15 protein-coding genes are annotated in these 16319 nt (G+C 65.9%); 2 read left to right on the top strand and 13 right to left on the bottom strand.

Annotated elements, in window-relative coordinates; translation table 11 throughout:
* Positions 1-162: 162 nt before the first annotated feature.
* Both XI08_RS00860 and XI08_RS00855 read left to right on the top strand, forming a co-directional pair.
* Positions 163-1449, top strand: a complete 1287-nt coding sequence (locus XI08_RS00860; RefSeq protein WP_271572942.1) for an O-antigen ligase family protein — start codon at positions 163-165, stop codon at positions 1447-1449.
* A 20-nt stretch (positions 1450-1469) separates the two neighbouring features.
* Positions 1470-2495: a glycoside hydrolase family 5 protein gene (locus XI08_RS00855; RefSeq protein WP_271572941.1), complete on the top strand. Its 1026-nt coding sequence runs from the start codon at positions 1470-1472 to the stop codon at positions 2493-2495.
* Positions 2496-2532: 37 nt separating this feature from the next.
* Here the strand turns inward: XI08_RS00855 and XI08_RS00850 are convergent, their stop codons facing one another.
* The 13 genes from XI08_RS00850 to XI08_RS00790 form a co-directional block, all read right to left on the bottom strand.
* Positions 2533-3159: an FMN-dependent NADH-azoreductase gene (locus tag XI08_RS00850; RefSeq protein ID WP_135172780.1), complete on the bottom strand. Its 627-nt coding sequence runs from the start codon at positions 3157-3159 to the stop codon at positions 2533-2535.
* Positions 3160-3162: 3 nt separating this feature from the next.
* Positions 3163-4734 carry an isochorismatase family protein gene (locus XI08_RS00845; RefSeq protein WP_271572940.1) on the bottom strand — a complete coding sequence of 524 codons (1572 nt, stop codon included), beginning with the start codon at positions 4732-4734 and terminating at the stop codon, positions 3163-3165.
* Between the two features lie 74 nt (positions 4735-4808).
* The gene (locus XI08_RS00840) at positions 4809-5657 is read right to left on the bottom strand and encodes an MBL fold metallo-hydrolase (protein ID WP_011086154.1); all 849 of its coding nucleotides are present in this window, start codon (positions 5655-5657) and stop codon (positions 4809-4811) included.
* A 31-nt stretch (positions 5658-5688) separates the two neighbouring features.
* On the bottom strand, positions 5689-6573 hold the full coding sequence (locus tag XI08_RS00835) for an amidohydrolase family protein (protein ID WP_271572939.1): 885 nt from the start codon (positions 6571-6573) through the stop codon (positions 5689-5691).
* Positions 6570-7691, bottom strand: coding sequence for a vWA domain-containing protein (locus tag XI08_RS00830; protein WP_271572938.1), 1122 nt, complete (start codon positions 7689-7691; stop codon positions 6570-6572). The genes XI08_RS00835 and XI08_RS00830 overlap by 4 nt, the downstream gene beginning before the upstream one ends.
* Complete coding sequence (locus tag XI08_RS00825; RefSeq protein ID WP_271572937.1) at positions 7688-8569, bottom strand: AAA family ATPase; 882 nt, start codon at positions 8567-8569, stop codon at positions 7688-7690. Before XI08_RS00825 ends, XI08_RS00830 begins: the two co-directional genes overlap by 4 nt.
* 10 nt (positions 8570-8579) lie before the next feature.
* A complete protein-coding gene (locus tag XI08_RS00820) occupies positions 8580-9602 on the bottom strand; it encodes a xanthine dehydrogenase family protein molybdopterin-binding subunit (RefSeq protein ID WP_027548907.1) in 1023 nt (340 codons plus the stop codon).
* Positions 9603-11189: a xanthine dehydrogenase family protein molybdopterin-binding subunit gene (locus XI08_RS00815; protein WP_271572936.1), complete on the bottom strand. Its 1587-nt coding sequence runs from the start codon at positions 11187-11189 to the stop codon at positions 9603-9605.
* Between the two features lie 11 nt (positions 11190-11200).
* The gene (locus XI08_RS00810; RefSeq protein ID WP_027548905.1) at positions 11201-11677 is read right to left on the bottom strand and encodes a (2Fe-2S)-binding protein; all 477 of its coding nucleotides are present in this window, start codon (positions 11675-11677) and stop codon (positions 11201-11203) included.
* Between the two features lie 6 nt (positions 11678-11683).
* Positions 11684-12502, bottom strand: a complete 819-nt coding sequence (locus XI08_RS00805; RefSeq protein ID WP_271572935.1) for an FAD binding domain-containing protein — start codon at positions 12500-12502, stop codon at positions 11684-11686.
* A gap of 2 nt (positions 12503-12504) precedes the next feature.
* A complete protein-coding gene (locus XI08_RS00800) occupies positions 12505-12948 on the bottom strand; it encodes an SRPBCC family protein (protein WP_027548903.1) in 444 nt (147 codons plus the stop codon).
* A 2-nt stretch (positions 12949-12950) separates the two neighbouring features.
* Positions 12951-13388, bottom strand: a complete 438-nt coding sequence (locus tag XI08_RS00795) for an SRPBCC family protein (protein WP_271572934.1) — start codon at positions 13386-13388, stop codon at positions 12951-12953.
* Positions 13389-13399: 11 nt separating this feature from the next.
* Entirely contained in the window at positions 13400-16306 is a 2907-nt protein-coding gene (locus XI08_RS00790) for a flotillin family protein (protein WP_271572933.1), read from the bottom strand.
* Between the last annotated feature and the right edge of the window lie 13 nt (positions 16307-16319).

Below are 16319 nucleotides of genomic sequence, written 5' to 3'. Positions count from 1 at the left end.
GGAGTGACGGTCGAGATACCGAGGTGGTACGATTTGCATTAAACGGACTAAGCCGGGTTCGCATCGTTACCGAAGTCTTAAGATTTCGCGGCCGCGACGGCTCGGATGTCGAGACCTGGCCGCGCTAGCAAATAATTAACCGCGTTTAAGGAAGGTCAATTCATGGCCAGCCTACAGACCAAGGTGGACTCCGGGGCTCCCGGGAGCGCGATCTGGAAGACGCGCAGCGTTGGCGTTGAGAGGATTGCCAGGGCCGCGATTGGCTGTTCGATCACCATCAACGTCGTCGCGTCGATGGGCACCTTCAATACCGCGCTGTTGCCGGCGGAGCTGACCTATCTGCAGCAGGCCGTCGCGATCCTGATGTGGGGCGTCCTGATCTATGCCAGCGCGTTCGTGCGCCCGCGGCTGCGTTTGCAGTTCAATCCCGATCTGATCGTCCTGGTCGCATTCTACGCCTTCGCCGTCACTTCGGTGTTCTGGACCAGCCTGAACGCTGCTGCCATCATGAAGAGCCTGGCGCTCGCGATGACGACCTTCGGCGCATTCTGTCTCATCACGCGCATCGACATGGACGAGGTCGTCAGGGCCACGGCCCTTGGGCTTTTCATATTGGTGGCCGCATCGGCCTTCTGTGCGCTCGCCGTGCCCGATATCGGGATAGACCACAGCTGGATGCATAACGGTCAATGGCAAGGCGTCTATGAATCGAAGCAGACCCTCGGTTTCGTCGGCGCGTATCTGATGTTCTTCGCCTGCTATCTGAAGATGAAGGGGCAGGGGTGGTCGGCTTTCCTCCTGGTGTTCCTTCTGGCGTCCACATGTGTCCTCGCGTCGGAATCGCGAGGCGCCGGTGCCGTTGCCCTGGCCGCCTGTGCATTGCTGGTGACCTCGATGTGGTCGGTCACCTGCATGAGAATCTATGCGCTCCTGCCGTTCGTCATGTGCTTGCTGGCCGGCGCGCTGATCTTCTATTTTTACGCGACAGGGTATGACGCGATCCATGTCGGTGACGCGTCCATCGATCTGACCGAGCGGACGTTCATCTGGCATTACGCCATCAGCCATTTCGATGACGCACCGCTGCTCGGCTTCGGGATCAACGGCTTCTGGACGGTTCCGTCGATCTACGACTATTTCGAACAGAACCACGGCTGGGTGCTGGATAATTATCACAGCGGCTATATCGCGATCCTGATGGAGACGGGGTTTCTCGGCTACACGCTTTTCGCCGCGAGCGTCCTTCTGTTCTCGAACAAGGTTCTCCATCTGATTACGGCCCGCGCGATCGACCGGTCGCACTGCGCGCTCATCATCGGATTTGTCGCTCTCAGCTTTCAGACCAACTTTACCGAGACGACGTTCCTTCGCTCGACGATGTTCACGTCGGTGCTGCTGGTGGCGTTCTTCTTTGCGACGTGCAGGCCTGTGCCGCAGACCGATTTCTAGTCTCAACGAATGGAAGCAAGATGAGAGCCATCCGCGCTCGCTGGACGAGAAGCTTCAATGTTGCGGCAACGGCTTTTTTCCTCGCGTCGTCTTGCTTCCATGCCCATGGCGCCGGGCAGGCGGCGTCCCGTGACCTGCCGAAATTGGGGCGCGGCATCAATATTCTCGGCTATGACGGGATCTGGGAAGGCGGCCGGAACGCGCCGTTCCGCCTGGATAATCTCACCGCAATCAAGAAGGCCGGATTTTCGCACGTCAGGATCAATTTCTTCGGCTTCAAGTTCATGGGCGAGGGAAACGTCCTGGACGAGATCGTTCTGAGGCGGCTGGATGCCGTCATCGAGGAAGTCCTCGCAAGGAACCTCATTCCGGTCGTTGACGAGCACGACACTCATGTTTGCCAACGCGACGTTTCCGGATGTGGCGAGAAGCTCAGGGCGCTCTGGCGGCAGATCGCCGAGCGCTATGCCGGAAAATATCCCGCGCTGGTCTTCGAGGTCCTGAACGAGCCCGGCGGGCAAATGACGTCCGCCGACTGGAATTCACTCCTCAACGAATGTCTTGAGATCATCCGCCGCACCAATCCGGCGCGGCCGGTCATTGCCGCGGTTCTCAACACGGACGACATCCCCGTCGACGACCTCGCGCTGCCGGCCGACGACAGGAACCTCATCGTCACGTTTCACTATTACGCGCCGATACGATTCACGCATCAGGGCGCGCCGTGGTCTTCGACGTTTTCGCGGATCGGACCGCTGGATTGGGGCAGTCCGGACGACGAAGCGAAGGCGGCCGCTGACTTCAGGAAGATGGATCTCTGGGCGCAGAAGGAGAAGCGCCCGGTTTATCTCGGCGAATTCGGGGTGTATGAGCGTGCGCCATCCGACAGCCGCGCGAGATATTTGTCGTTCATGGCAGGAAGCGCCGACAGGCTTGGCTGGTCATGGGCCTATTGGCAATTCGACCATGATTTCGCGGCCTTCGACAGCGCGCGGCAGGCCTGGAAGCCGGACATCCTGCGTGCGCTGATCCCGCCGCAGCGTTGAAGCCCGCAATCGCTTAGCGTAACGCGGCACCAATCGATCAAAACCATGTGGCGATCTCCCCGAGGCGTCGATACGCCGTCTCGCGCGCGGCGAGGATCGGGCCCGCCGGGCCGGTGGTCGGCCCGATCGGCACGAAGCGCACGTCGCTGATGCCAATGAAGCGCAGTGCCTCGCGCAAATAGGGTGTCGCCATGTCGGTGCGGCCGCGATTCATTCCGGTGACGAAGTCGCTGCCGCTGGCGAGGATGACGATGGTCGGCCGGTCCTTTAGCAGCGGGACATATCCCGTCGCCGGGTCGAACCGGAAGGTGAGCCCGGGCTGGACGATGATGTCGAACCACTGCTTGAGCTTGTAGGGGATGCCGAAATTCCACATCGGCGTCGAGATCAGCACGCGCTCGGCGAGCGACAGGCGCGTCGCCATGCGCTCGGCCTCGGCAAAGCTGTCGCGCTGGGCGTCGTCGAAAGCCTGGGCCTTCATCCGGGCATATTTGGCCTCGACAATGGGCCCCGCAAACTCCGGCATCCGCTCCCGCCAGAGATCCATGACATCGATGTCCCAGTCGGGACGCGCCTCGCGAAATCCGTCAAGGAAGACGCGCGCGCCGGCGCTCGACTCCGAGTCGGGACGCGGCGAGCATGAGAGGTGCAGGAGCTTTGCCACCGCTCATCCCAGCGCTCTGATGACGGCATCCGCACGCGTGACGATGGCGACGTTCTGCATGGCAAAGTTGATCGAGGCGGAGTGCCAGTCGGCATTCATGGTCGAGCAGCAATCCTCCGGCACGATCATGAAATAGCCCTTGTCGGCGCCGGTGCGCGCGGTGTGCTCGACCGACATGTTGGTCCAGGCGCCGGTGTTGATGATCATGTCGCGGCCGGTGGCCTTCAGGATCGTCTCCAGCCGCGTCCCCTCCCAGGCGCTCATCCGCATCTTCTCGACGACGAAATCGCCGGGCCGCGGCTCGAGGCCCGAGACCGGCGCCGCGCCCCAGCTGCCCCGCACCATCGCCTTGCTGTCGACCAGACCCTCGAACAGCGGCGCGTTCAGCGTCACGCCGGGGGCGCCGGGCTCGACCACGAACCAGACATGGATGATGGCGACGCCGCGCGCCCGCGCGGCCTCGGCAAGACGCCGGACATTCTCGATGACATGCTGCTGCTTCGCGTGAGCAGGCGCGCCTGACTCGGCGAATGCGCCGCCATCCATGATGACGTCGTTCTGAAGGTCCTGGATGATCATGGCGCAGCGCTGCGGATCGAGCTGCATCTCGCCGTCGGTGAGGATGGGCGCTGCGGCCGCGGGGCCGGCGCTTGCGCCGCCGCCGCGCTTGCCGCTCATATAGGGCTCGTGGCGCGGTCCCACCTTGGTCGGGATGGCATAGACCGAATGCGTCGAGGTCAGATAGAGCGTGCGGAAATCCGGCCCGCCCCAGGCGAGGTTGGCGACGAGCTCGGGCACACGAACCTTGCCGAGCAGTTCGCCGCGCGGCGTATAGACCCAGACGCCGCCGGGTGCGGTGACCCAGATATTGCCGTGCTGGTCGCACTTCATGCCGTCGGGCAGGCCAGGCTCGAGCTCGGACTTGATTCCGCTTGCGAACACGCGCGCGTTCGAGAGCGTGCCGTCGGCGTTGACGTCGAACACGCGGATCAGGGCCTGCACGGTGTCGTTGACATAGAGCAGCCGTTCGTCGGGCGAGAAGCACAGCCCGTTCGGCTGGTCGAACAGATTGCGCTCGACCACGAGCTTCGGCTCGCCGCCCGGCATGACGCGATAGACGCCCTGGAAGCCGAGCTGCCGCGGCCGCTCGACGCCATAGACCGGCATGCGGCCGTACCAGGGATCCGAGAAATAGATTGCGCCCGAGGAGTGCACGCAGACGTCATTGGGGCTGTTGAGCTCCTGGCCTCCGAAATGCGAGGCCAGCACCTCCCGCCGGCCGTCCGGCCGCTCGCGGATCAGCGACGAGGTGGCGTGCTCGCAGACGATCAGGTTGAGCTCGGCGTCATAGGTCATGCCGTTGCATTTGTTCGACGGGCGCTTGACCTCGGTCACGCCGCGCCGCAGGTCCCAACGCCGGCGAACGTCGCCAGGCATGTCCGAGAACAGGAGGTAATAATCGACAGGATGCCAGATCGGGCCTTCCGTGAAGTCAAAGCCCGTTCCGACCTGCGCGACCGGCGCATAGGGATCGATCAAGGTCTCGAACTCACTTCGCAAGGTGACATGTGTCATCGGTCGATCCTCGGAAGCATGATCCGGAAAAGTGTGGAGCGGTTTTCCGAAAGGATCATGCGTGAATAAAAGCGTCAGGCCGGGAACCAGTTGCGCGGGGGCAGTGACTGCACGATCGGGCCGGGGACCTGGTCGTGCAGACGGCCGACGACCATGCCGCCCTCGATCTTGGCCGGCCTGTCGTGCACCGGCAGCAGATAGCGCGAATTGCTCAGCAGCTTCTTGATCGAGGCCTTCTCCGCGCGTTTGCTGGTGCCGTGGTTGCCGGTCGTCCGCGGCTCCCAGTCGTGAATCTCGTTGAACGGCGTGACGATCTGGTCGTTGAAATCGTAGATCACGTCGCCGCAGATGGTGGCAATGCCATCGGCGGTCTCGACGATGATGTTCATGGAGCCCTCGGTGTGGGCGTTGGCGGCGTCGCAATAGACGCCGGGCATCAGCTCGATCGGGCCGGTGATCTCCAGGTCGAGGAAACGCAGCGCGCTCTTGGTGTGCAGGCGGTCGATCAGGTGCTTGATGTCGGGCGCCGGATATTGCGGATGCATCAGGCCGGAGACCGAATATTCCAGCTCCTTGCGGTTGAGGACGACGGTCGTGTTCATCGGGAACAGATCGTCCTTGCCGGCGTGGTCGATGTGCAGATGGGTGTGGCAGACGAAGCGCACGTCGCCCATGCGCACGCCATGGCGGGCAAGCTGGTTCTCGATCATGTGCTCGTGATACTGCAGCCCGCGCATGCCCAGCGTTTCCATGATCTGGTTGGAGCGGTAGCCGGTGTCGACCACGACAGGATATTTGCCGCCGAGGATCAGAAAGCCGAGCGTGAGGACGCGGCGGGTGCGGCCGCAATCGCGGCCGAGAACCAGAAAGCTCGATTCCAGCTCGATATCGCCATAGTCCAGGATCTTGATCTCCAGCGCCATCCGTGTCTCTCCCTGTCTCGTTTCTTGTCCGTCAAAGCCGATAGACGCGCGCTGCGGTGGTCCGGAAGATCGCGTCCTGTTGCTCGGTACTCAGCGGAGCGGCCGCCGCGCGAAACGCGTCGATGAGCTCGCGATAGCTGGTCCACAATTTCTCGATCGGGAAATTCGATCCGAACAGGCAACGCCCGGCGCCGAACGTCGCAACCGTGTCGGTCAGCACCGCCGCGATATGCGCGGGATCGTTGCGGTGAATGAACGTGCCGAGCCCGGACAGCTTCGACACCACGTTGGGACATGCGGCGAGGCGTGCCATTCCCGCGCGCCAGGCCGCGCGGCCTGCCGGCGAAAGATCCTCCAGCATCCCGGCGTGCTGGAGGATGAACGTCACCTTGGGGCAGGCCTCGGCAAGGTCGGCGGCGCCCGGCATTTGCGGGGTGAACACCTGAAGGTCGAAACTCCAGCCGTAGTCGGCGAGGTGTCCGATGTTGCGGCGGATCGAGGGGGCGAGACAGAGGTCAGGCCGGGCGGCAAAACGATAAAGCGGGTTCTCGTGCCAGTGCAGCTGCATCCGCACGCCGCGCAGGAGCGGATAACGCTTGAGGCGGTCGAGCTGCGGGCGGACGTCGTCGACGGCGAAATTGGCGTAGGCGACGATGGCGTGGGGCCAGCCATGTGCGTCCGCGGTCTGCTGCACCCAGGCCGCCTCGTCCTCGAAACGGTCAACGGCCCAGTTGGTCTGGACATAGACCGAGCGGGTGACGCCAGTGCCGTTGAGGTCGTCGAGATATTCCTGGATCGGATAGTCGCGCCGGATCGGCTCGTAGGGTCCGAAGATGCGGGGCTGCATGGGGCCGATCAGCCAGGGCAGGTCCGCCTGCCGCCAGATGTGATGATGCCCGTCGACAATCTCGGTCACGCAACTCTCCTACGTCCCAGTGCCAGCACGTGCGCGACGATCGACGCGCTCGACCCGCCGTCGACGAGATCGTCGACGAAGCGTTCGATGGCGACGAGCGCTTCGGTCTGTGGGCGAAAGCCCGGGCTCGTCGCGAGCGGCGTCAGCCAGCTGAGGCGCCAGGCCCGCCGTGACAGCTTCGCCACTGCGTCGCGCAGCGCCTCGGGTGCGCCGCGCTCCAGCCCGTCCGAGACGACGATGACGGCCGCCCCGCGCGCATAGCCGCCGAACCTGGGCACCGCGAGGAAGGCTTGCAGGGCATCGCCGATCCGGGTGCCGCCGTCCCAGTCGCTGACGAGATGGGCGGCTGCATTCAGCGCCTGTTCGCGCCGCTTCATCCGTAGCGCGCGGGTGACGCGGGTCAGGCGCGTGCCGAAGGTGAAGACCTCGACATTGGGCGCGGCCTGCACCAGCGCGTGAGCGAGCTTCATGTTCTCCTCGGTGCGGCTTTTCATCGAGCCCGAGACGTCGATCAGCAGCAGAAATTTTCGCGGGCGCTGCCTGCGCTTCAGGTGTCTGAGACGCAGGACCTCGCCGTCGCTGCGCACGGAGTCGCGCAAGGTGCGGCGGAGATCGGCGAAGGGACCGCGACGCGCCTGCCTGCGCCGGTGGCCGCGCCGCCTGGGTAGACGCCGTGGCGCTTCGCGGGTCAGGCGGCGGAGCGCATCGGTCGAAGAGAGTTGCGCGAAGCGGCGCTCGACCAGCGCCTCGCTGCGGGTCGCGGCGAGGCCGGATTCGTTGGCGTCGTCGGAGAGCAGTGGCTCCTCGTCGCCGCGGCCTTCCTCTTGAAGCCGGACGGTCTCGTCGTCCTCGCCGTCGTCATCGCGCGTGATGGCTTCGCTGCCACGGAAATGGAGGTCGAACAGCCGGTCGAAGGTCGCGCGTCGCTCGGGCGGTGGGGCGAGGGTGGCCAGCGCCGCCTGGCGGATATCGCCGAGGTCGCGCGGGCCGAGCAGCTCGATCGCGGTGAGGAACATGGTGGTCTGCTCCGGCGCGACGGCAAAGCTGTTGGCGCGCAGCAGTGCGACGAAGGAGACGAACACGCGCGCCGCCTGCGGCAGTTGCAGTTCGACACTCATGCGGTCGCCTCCGCAAGCATCGCGTCGAGCCGGGGCGAGATGAAGTGCAAGTCCTCCTCGTCTTTGAGCGCCACGCCGATCGAGCGCCTGAAGGCATCAGGCCAGCGCGCGCCGCCCTTGTGCAGCAAGGTTGCCGCCTCGGCCCAGTCGACGGCTTCAGCAATGCCCGGCGCCTTGCTGAGCGGCTCGCGCCGCAATTTGCCGACCGCCGCGACGACGGCACGCGCAGTCGCCTCCGCGACGCTGGAGGCGCGCAGCATCACGATGCGCGCCTCGCGCTCTTCCGTGGGATAGTCGATCCAGTGATAGACGCAGCGGCGGCGCAGCGCCTCGTGCAGGTCGCGCGTCCGGTTCGAGGTCAACACCACGACGGGGCGCTCCGCCGCGCGGACCGTGCCGCGCTCGGGGATGGAGATCTGGAAGTCGGACAGGAATTCGAGCAGGAAGGCCTCGAACTCCTGATCGGCACGATCGATTTCGTCGATCAGCAGCACGGTGGAATCGGGCGCGCGCAGCGTGGCGAGCATCGGCCGTTCGATCAAGAACGTCTCGCCATAGATGTCGATGCTCTCGTCGCCGGCCTGGCGGATCGCCAGCATCTGCCGCGGGTAGTTCCACTCGTAGAGCGCAGCGGAGGCGTCGATGCCCTCATAGCATTGCAGCCGGATCAATCGCCGCCCCAGCACGGCGGCGATGGCTTTCGCGGCTTCGGTCTTGCCGACGCCCGGCGCGCCTTCGAGCAGCAGGGGCTTGCCGAGGGCGAGGCCGAGATAGGCTGCGGTCGCGAGCCCCTCGTCGGCGAGGTAATAGGCCGCGCGCAGCGCCTTCTCCAGCGCTTCGGGGCTGTCGATGCCGACGATGTTGCTGCGGACCGCCATTCCAAGTCCTCTAGCGCCGTGCCTGCGGTCGCGCGCCGCCCTGCGTCTTGATCGCGCGCAGCACTTTTTCCGGCGTGATCGGCAGATCGTCGATGCGGACGCCGACCGCGTTGAAGATCGCGTTGGCAACGGCCGGCAACACCGGATTGGCGCACATCTCGCCGGGGCCCTTGGCGCCGAACGGACCATCCGGCGCAGGGCGCTCCAGCACGGCGATGTCGTGCGGGCAGATATCGCCGGGGCCGGGCATCAGATATTCGACGAAATCGCGGGGTCCGTGAACGGGATCGGGATAGTAGGGTTCCGGCGTCTCGTACAGCGCATGGCTGACGCCCATCCAGGCGCCGCCGACCAGCTGCTGCTCGACCAGGCGCGGATTGAGCGCGCGGCCAAGCTCGTAAGCGGAGTCCATGCGCACCATCGCGACCTCGCCGGTCTCGTCGTCCACCTCGACCTCGGCGACCAGGCAGGCATGGGCGTAGCAGGTTGCCGGCGACATCTCGCCGGTCTCCGGATCGACATTGGAGAGAGGGACGAGGAAGATGCCACGGCCGGAGATGGTCTTGCCCTGCTTGAACTGCGCGGCGATCGCGACGTCCTTGGTCGAGATCGAGCGGTGCGGCGCGCCCTTGACGTGGATGTTGCCGCGCCCGTCGGTCTCGAGATCGGCAGCGTTGACCTCCAGCTCCTCGGCGGCGGCCTCCATCATCACGCCGCGCGCCTCGCGGGCCGCGGCCATCACGGCGTTGCCGACGCGGTGGGTGCCGCGCGAGGCGAACGAGCCCATGCAATGCGGGCCGGTGTCGGAGTCCGCCGTGTCGACATAGACGTCCTCCACCGGCACGCCCAGCGTCTCCGCGCAGATCTGCCGCGTCACCGACTTCATGCCCTGGCCGAGGTCGATCGACGACAGCGCCACCGTGAACTTCCCGCTCGGATTGGAGTGCACCAGCGCCTGGCTGGGGTCGCCGCCGAGATTCATGCCGATGGGGTAGTTGATCGACGCCATGCCGCGTCCGCGATGCCGGGTCATCTAGCGCCTCCTGGTGCCGAAGACGGAGGAGAAACGGGTCGCGCCATGCGAGGGCGCAGCGGGCCGCGGGGGAGGCGGCGCCGGTGGTGGCGGCTCACGCGGCGGTTCGCGGGTGACCGTCGGCGGAAGCCGGTCATAGGTCGTGCGCTGCTGCGCGGCCACCGCCGGCCGGCTGCGCGAATCCGCCGGGGTCGGCGGGATCACGGCGCGGCTGCCGCCACCGTCCTTGCGCGAGGACGCCCGCTTGAACTCGTCGCGGATCGGCCATTTGGCCTTTTCGGCCGCGACCTGGACGCATTCGATCAGCGCGGTGTTCTTGGCTTCGCGCCTGTGCGCCTTCATGTCGCCGTCGCGATAGGCGTTCAGGATGCGGAACTCCATCGGGTCCATGCCGACGAGGTTTGCCAGCTTGTCCATCTGGCATTCGATGGCAAAATCCATCGCCGTGACGCCGAAGCCGCGCATCGCGGTCGCCGGCGTCCGGTTGGTGAAGACGCAATAGACGTCGCCATACACGTTCGGGATGGTGTAGGGGCCGGGCAGGTGCGCGGCGCATTTCACGGCGGCGTAGCTGGACAGCCGCGTATAGGCGCCGCTGTCGAAATAGGCGCGGATCTTGCGCGCGACGATGCGGCCGTCGCGCATCACGCCATCCTTGATGAAGATGCGCTCGGCGCCGCGCGGCGGGCCGTATTGCATCTCCTCTTCGCGGCCGAACACGTAGCGCACGGGGCGTCCCGTCAGCATCGCGCCGAGGATCGCGAGCGGCTCGGTCAGCGTGTCCACCTTGCCGCCAAAGCCGCCGCCGACGGTGCCGCCGATGAAATGGAAGGTGTTGGACGGCACGTCCAGGATCTTGGCGCAGGTGTCGACCGAGAAGAACAGCGCCTGCGTCGAGGTATAGACGACGTAGCGGCCGTTGGTGTCGGGCGCGGCGATCGCCCCGTTGGTCTCGGTCGGCGCGTGCTCGATCGGCGACATCTGGTAGCGCTGCTCCAGCACGTGATCGGCGGTGGCGAGCGCCGCATCGGCGTCGCCGAAGCGCAAACGCTGGTGATCGTAGACCTCGTGATAGGTGAATGTGTTCTTCGGGTAGGTCTCGTTGACCACGGGCGCGCCGGGCTTCAGCGCGTCCTCGACGTCGAACACCGACGGCAGCACCTCGTAATCGACCTTGACCTTGGCGATCGCCTCAAAGGCCTCGCGCTCGCTGTCGGCGACGATGGCGACGATCGGCTCGCCCTTGTAGCGGACCTTGTCCACCGCCAGCGACGGCTCGTCATCCTTGCCGAAATTGATGAGGCTCAGCAGCGTGTTGAGATTGACCGGCACATCGGTGCCGCGGATGATCCGGCGCACGCCGGCCGAGCGCTCGGCCTCGGTGGTGTCGATACGGCGGAGCCTTGCATGCGCCTCGGTCGAGCGCACGACCTTCAGGTGCAGCATGCCCTGGAGCTTATGGTCGTTGAAATAGCTCGACGTGCCCGTGACGTGGCCGAGCATGTCCTGGCGTTGCGTCCCCTTGCCGATTTCCTTCAAATTATCGTCGCGCTCGTCGGCGAAGATGTCCTTGCGCAGTTCCAGCATGATGGGGATCCTCAGGCACTCGCTCGGCTGCCGGAAGCAGCGAGGATGGCGTCGATGATGGGCTCGTAACCGGTGCAGCGGCAGATGTTGCCGGAGATCGCCTCGACCACCTCGGCGCGGCTCGGGGCGGGGTTGCGGTCGAGCAGGGCCTTTGCGGCCATCAGCATGCCCGGCGTGCAATAGCCGCACTGGGCGGCAAAATGGTCGGCAAAGGCGCGTTGAAGCGGATGCAAATTCGGGCCCTGCTTCATGCCGTCGAGCGTCTCGACCGCGCGGCCCGCGACGGTCTCGGCCAGCGTCAGGCAGGAAAGGTGAAGCTCGCCGTCGATCAGCACGCTGCACGTGCCGCAGCCGCCCTGGCCGCAGCCGAATTTCGGCGTCATGTCGCCGATCAGCTCGCGCAGTGCCACCAGCAGATTGGTGCCGCCGTCGACGAAGATCGCGACGTCGCGGCCGTTGTGACGAAATTGCAGAGGTATCTTGGACATGACGATCTATTCCTGGCCGGACAGCAGACGCCGCAGATGAATGCCGACGATCTCGCGGCGATACCAGGCGCTGCCGAGCGCGTTGTCGGATGGCGATGTTCCTTCGGTCGCTGCGGATGCGGCGGCCGCGATGGCCGCGGCATCCAGCGAGCGGCCCTCGAGCGCGCGCTCGGCTGCGCGCGCGCGGATCTGCGTCGGTGCCATCGAGCCCAGCGCGATGCGGGCGCCCGCGATCCGGCCGCCGCTGACCGGCAGATGCGCGGCAAGCGTGATGACCGAGCCGCCCTTCGGCTTGATACGCGCGATCTTGCGATAGTGGAAAGCCTCGCTGCTGGCCGGCCGGGTGCAGGACACCGACAGCACCAATGTCCCGGCCTGGCGGTCGCGCGCCTGCAAAAACTCTTCGATCGGAATGTCGCGCGCGCCAAAGCCGCCTTGCACGGCGACGGTGGCGTCGAGCGCCAGCAGCGCGACGGTGAAATCGCCATAGGGGCTGGGCGCGAAGAGATTACCGCCCACGGTGCCCATGTTGCGCACGGCGGGACCGCCGATCGAGCGGGCAGGGGCATGCAGGAAGGCGAGGTCCCGTTCGGCGAGGATTCGCGCGAAGGTGACGCCGGCCCCGAGCGTCACGCGCGGACCGGATGCGTCGATCCGGGTCAGCGCCCGGTCGTGGGCGCGAACGACGGTCGAGATCGTGACGTCGCCCTCGTTCAGCGCGCGCATCACCAGCGTGCCGCCGCCGAGATAGCGCGCGCTACGGTCCGAGGACAGCGCCCCGGCCGCCTCGCTGGCGCTGTTGAACGTCTTCACTGTCACGGCCATGATTATGCGGCCTCCTTCAAATGCCGCCGGATCGCCTCGAACCCGGCCTGGTAAATATCTTCCGCGACCATGTGGGTGATGCGGTCCTTGTCTTCCGGCCTCGTGGTGAAGCGTGACTCCCAGTGCCAGAAGGTGCGGTCGCCGTCGGTGACCGGCAGCAGCCGGACATGGGCGACGTAATTGAACATCGGCACCGGCGTATCGAGCAGGCAGTAGCTGAAGGACTGTTCGAGGTCGGACAGCGCCAGGAGCTGCTCCCGCAGCTCGGAGCCGTCCTTCAGCTTGAAGCGCCTGACGCAGCCGATCTTGTCGGAGGATTGTGCGCGTTCGATCGTGGAGGTCGCAACTGCCGGGTGCCAGCGGTCGTGCCCGTTGAAATCGCGCAGCACGGACCACGCCGCGTCGGTCGGTGCGTCCAGGATCGTGCTCTTGACGATATGCGGCACCGTCAACCTCCGAACACGCGCTTCAGCGCGTCAAACCCGCCCTGGAACACGCCGCCGCCGATATTGTTGACGAGTTCGGTCTCGCGCTGCGGCGCGCAGTCGAACTCGGCGGTCCATTCCATAAACGTCTGGTCGCCGTCGGTGACGGGCGTGAGCCGCAGGGTGGCGACGTAGTTCTCCACGCCCATCGGCGATTCCAGGATCGAATAGGTGCAGAACATGTCGTAGTCGGAGAGGCCGAGCAGCTTCTCGCGGATGCGGTCGCCGTTGCGCAGGCGAAAATCTCGCACACATCCGATCTTGTCCGAGGGCTCGCCGCCTTCGATCCGGCTCTCGGCGATCGCGGGATGCCAGTTCGGCAGGCCGTTGAAATCGCGCACCCGCGCCCAGACGCGGTCGTTGCGGGCATTGACGACGGTGGAGACGTAGACGCGGGCCATGAACGCGATCCTCAGCTCTTCTTCCGCGGCCCGCGCTCGGCCGGCGGTTCGCCGCCGCCCTCGGTCGCAGGCGGGGAGGCGGCTGGCTTGTCGCCGCCACCGCTGCCCTTGCGCGCGGACTCCTTGATGCCCTGCATATCGCGGGCTTCGCGGATCAGGCCCGGCATCTTGGCGAGGCTGCCGCCCTCGACGCCGATATCCGACAGGAGGGAATCGATCAGCGGCGCCTGGACGCGGTAGCGCAGCGCCGAGTCGATCACCTCGTCGGTGGCGCTGCGGCCGCCATTGCCGCCATGGCCGTTGCCGTTGAGCCCGTCCACCTGAAGAATGCGGATACCCTCGATCTTCTCCATCGGCTTGACGCTTTCGCGCACGATGCCCTCGATGCGGTCGAGCAGCTTGCGGCGGAACAGCGAGTAGCGCGCCTGATCCGTGAGGACGTTCTCGGCCTCGTTGAGCATGCGCTGCGCTTCGGCCTCGACGGTGGCGCGGACGCGCTCGGCGTCGGCCGCAATCCGGGTCTCCTCGGCCTGCTTCTCGGCGAGCAGCACCTCGACCGTCTTGCGCCGCCTTGCGATCTCGCTCTCGCGCGCGGTAATGACGCGCTCGGTGGCCTCCGTCGCATGAATGCGGGCTTCCTCCGCAGCAGCGCGCGCTGCGGATTCTTCCAGCGACTTCTGATGAATGGCGATGGCCTTCTCCATCAGAACCGTCTCGACGTCCTTCTCGCGGTTGACCTCGAGCTTGCGCAGCTCGCGCTCGCGGCCGATGCGAGCCTCGTCCAGGCCGCGATCCGACGCGATCCGCGCGCGCTCGACCTCCTCGCGCGCGGCAATCTCGGCCTCCTGGAGCGACTGGACGCGGGCGACCTCGAGTTGCTCGATCGCGCGGCGGCGCTCGATCCGCGCCGCTTCCAGCGCCTGCTCGCGCGACACGTCGGTGGTCTCGACGTCCTTGCGCGCGACGATCTCGGCCTGCTTGACCTGACGGTCGGCGTCGATCCGTTCCGAGCGCTTGGTGGAAAGCGCGATAACGCGGTCCTCGTCCGCGATCTCGATCGCCTTCTTCTGCTCGATATTGAGCACTTCGCGCTTCTTGGACGAGTTGATTCGTTCGGCCTCGAGCGCGAGATCGACGCCGATGCGCTGGCGTTCGATCGCGTCGCGCCGCTTCAGCTCGGCCGCCTCCAGAACGCCGGTGCGCTCGATCTCGAGCGCGCGGGTTTCGCGCTCGGCCTGGATGCGCTCGGCCGCAACGGTCTTCTCCTGCGCGATCCTGGCGGCCTCGATCGCTTCGCGCGAGGCGATATCGGCTTCCTCGACGGCGCGATTGCGGGCGATCTCCAGCGAGCGCACCCGTTCTTCCTGGGCAATGCGGGAGGCTTCCGTGGCCTCGCGCGCGACGATGCCAGCAACATCGAGCGTCTGGTTGCGCTCGATCTCGAGCTGCCGCGTGTTCTGCTCGGCGGCGATGCGCTCGGCGGCCAGCGTCCGTTCGCGGGCGATGCGGGCGGCCTCGACCGCGCGCTGCGCCTCGATCTCGGCCTCTTGGATGGTGCGGACCTGCTGGATTTCCAGGGCACGGGTACGCTCGTCCGAGGAGATGCGCTCGACATTGACCGTCATGGTCTGGGCGATGCGCGCCTTCTCGGTGGCCTCGCGTGCCGCGATCTCGGCCTCCTCGACGGCGCGGGTGCGCTCGATCTCGCGGCGCCGCGTCTCCTCCTCATTGGCGATGCGGGCATCGGTGACGACGCGGTCCTGCTGGATGCGGGCCTTCTCGATCGATTCGCGTGCGGCGATCTCGGCTTCCTCGACGGTGCGCATGCGCTCGATCTCGCGCTGGCGCACCTCGCGCTCGGAGGCAATTCGGGTGGTGTCGATCGCGCGCTGGTTGGCGATCCGGGTCTTCTCGATCTCCTCGCGCGCGAGCAGCTCCTTTTCCTCGATGGTGCGGGTCCGCTCGATCTCCTTCTGGCGGGTCTCGCGCTCGGAGGCGATGCGGGCCTCGGCAATGGCCTGGTCGTTGGCGATCCGCGCGCGCTCGATGGTCTCGCGCGCGGAGATCTGGGCCTGTTCCGCCTCGGTCTCGCGCAGTGCGCGTTCGCGGGCGACTTCCGTGCGTTGGAGCGCGCGGCGCATCTCGATGTCGCGCTCCTGCTCCAGCCGCGCGGTCTCGCTCTCGCGCTCGATCTCCAGCGCCTGTCGCTCGGCTTCCAGATTGCGGGAGCGGATCTTGATCATCGAGTCCTGCTCAATGTCGTTGCGCAGCTTGCGCTTGGCCTCGATGTCCTCCATCAGGCGGGTCAGGCCTTCGGCGTCGAACCGGTTCGAGGGATTGAAGAATTCAAGATCGGTCTGGTCGAGATCGGTGATCGCGACGGACTCGAGTTCGAGTCCGTTCTGGGCAAGTGCCTCCGCCGCATTGGTTTTGACGCGCACGACATAGTCGCCGCGCCGTTCGTGCATCTCCTCCAGGGTCATTTCGGACGCGACCGACCGGATTGCGGAAATGAACTTGCCGGCCAGAAGTGCGTGGAGCCGTTCGGGCTCCATGGTACGGCGGCCGAGTGTGGCGGCCGCGATCGAGACGGCCTCCTTGGTGGCCTGGACGCGGACATAGAAATCGGCCTCGATGTCGACGCGCATGCGGTCGCGGGTGATCACGGCGTCCTGGCGGGAGCGCACGATGCCCATCGGCAGCACGTTCATGTTGACCGGCGTGTAGTCGTGGATGAACGGCAGCACGAAAGCGCCGCCGTTGATCACCACGCGCTCGCCGAGGAAGCCGGTCCGGACGAACGAGGTTTCCTTGGAGGAGCGATGGTAGAGCCAGTTCACGATGTAGACCGCGACGACGATCACGATGATCGCGACGATCAGCCAGAGGATCAACTCGCCGACCAGTATCCCTGACATCTTGTCCTCCCTC

The sequence above is a fragment of the Bradyrhizobium sp. CCBAU 11361 genome (assembly GCF_028128935.1).
Taxonomy (GTDB): domain Bacteria; phylum Pseudomonadota; class Alphaproteobacteria; order Rhizobiales; family Xanthobacteraceae; genus Bradyrhizobium; species Bradyrhizobium niftali.
This window is presented reverse-complemented; position numbering and strand designations above follow the sequence as displayed.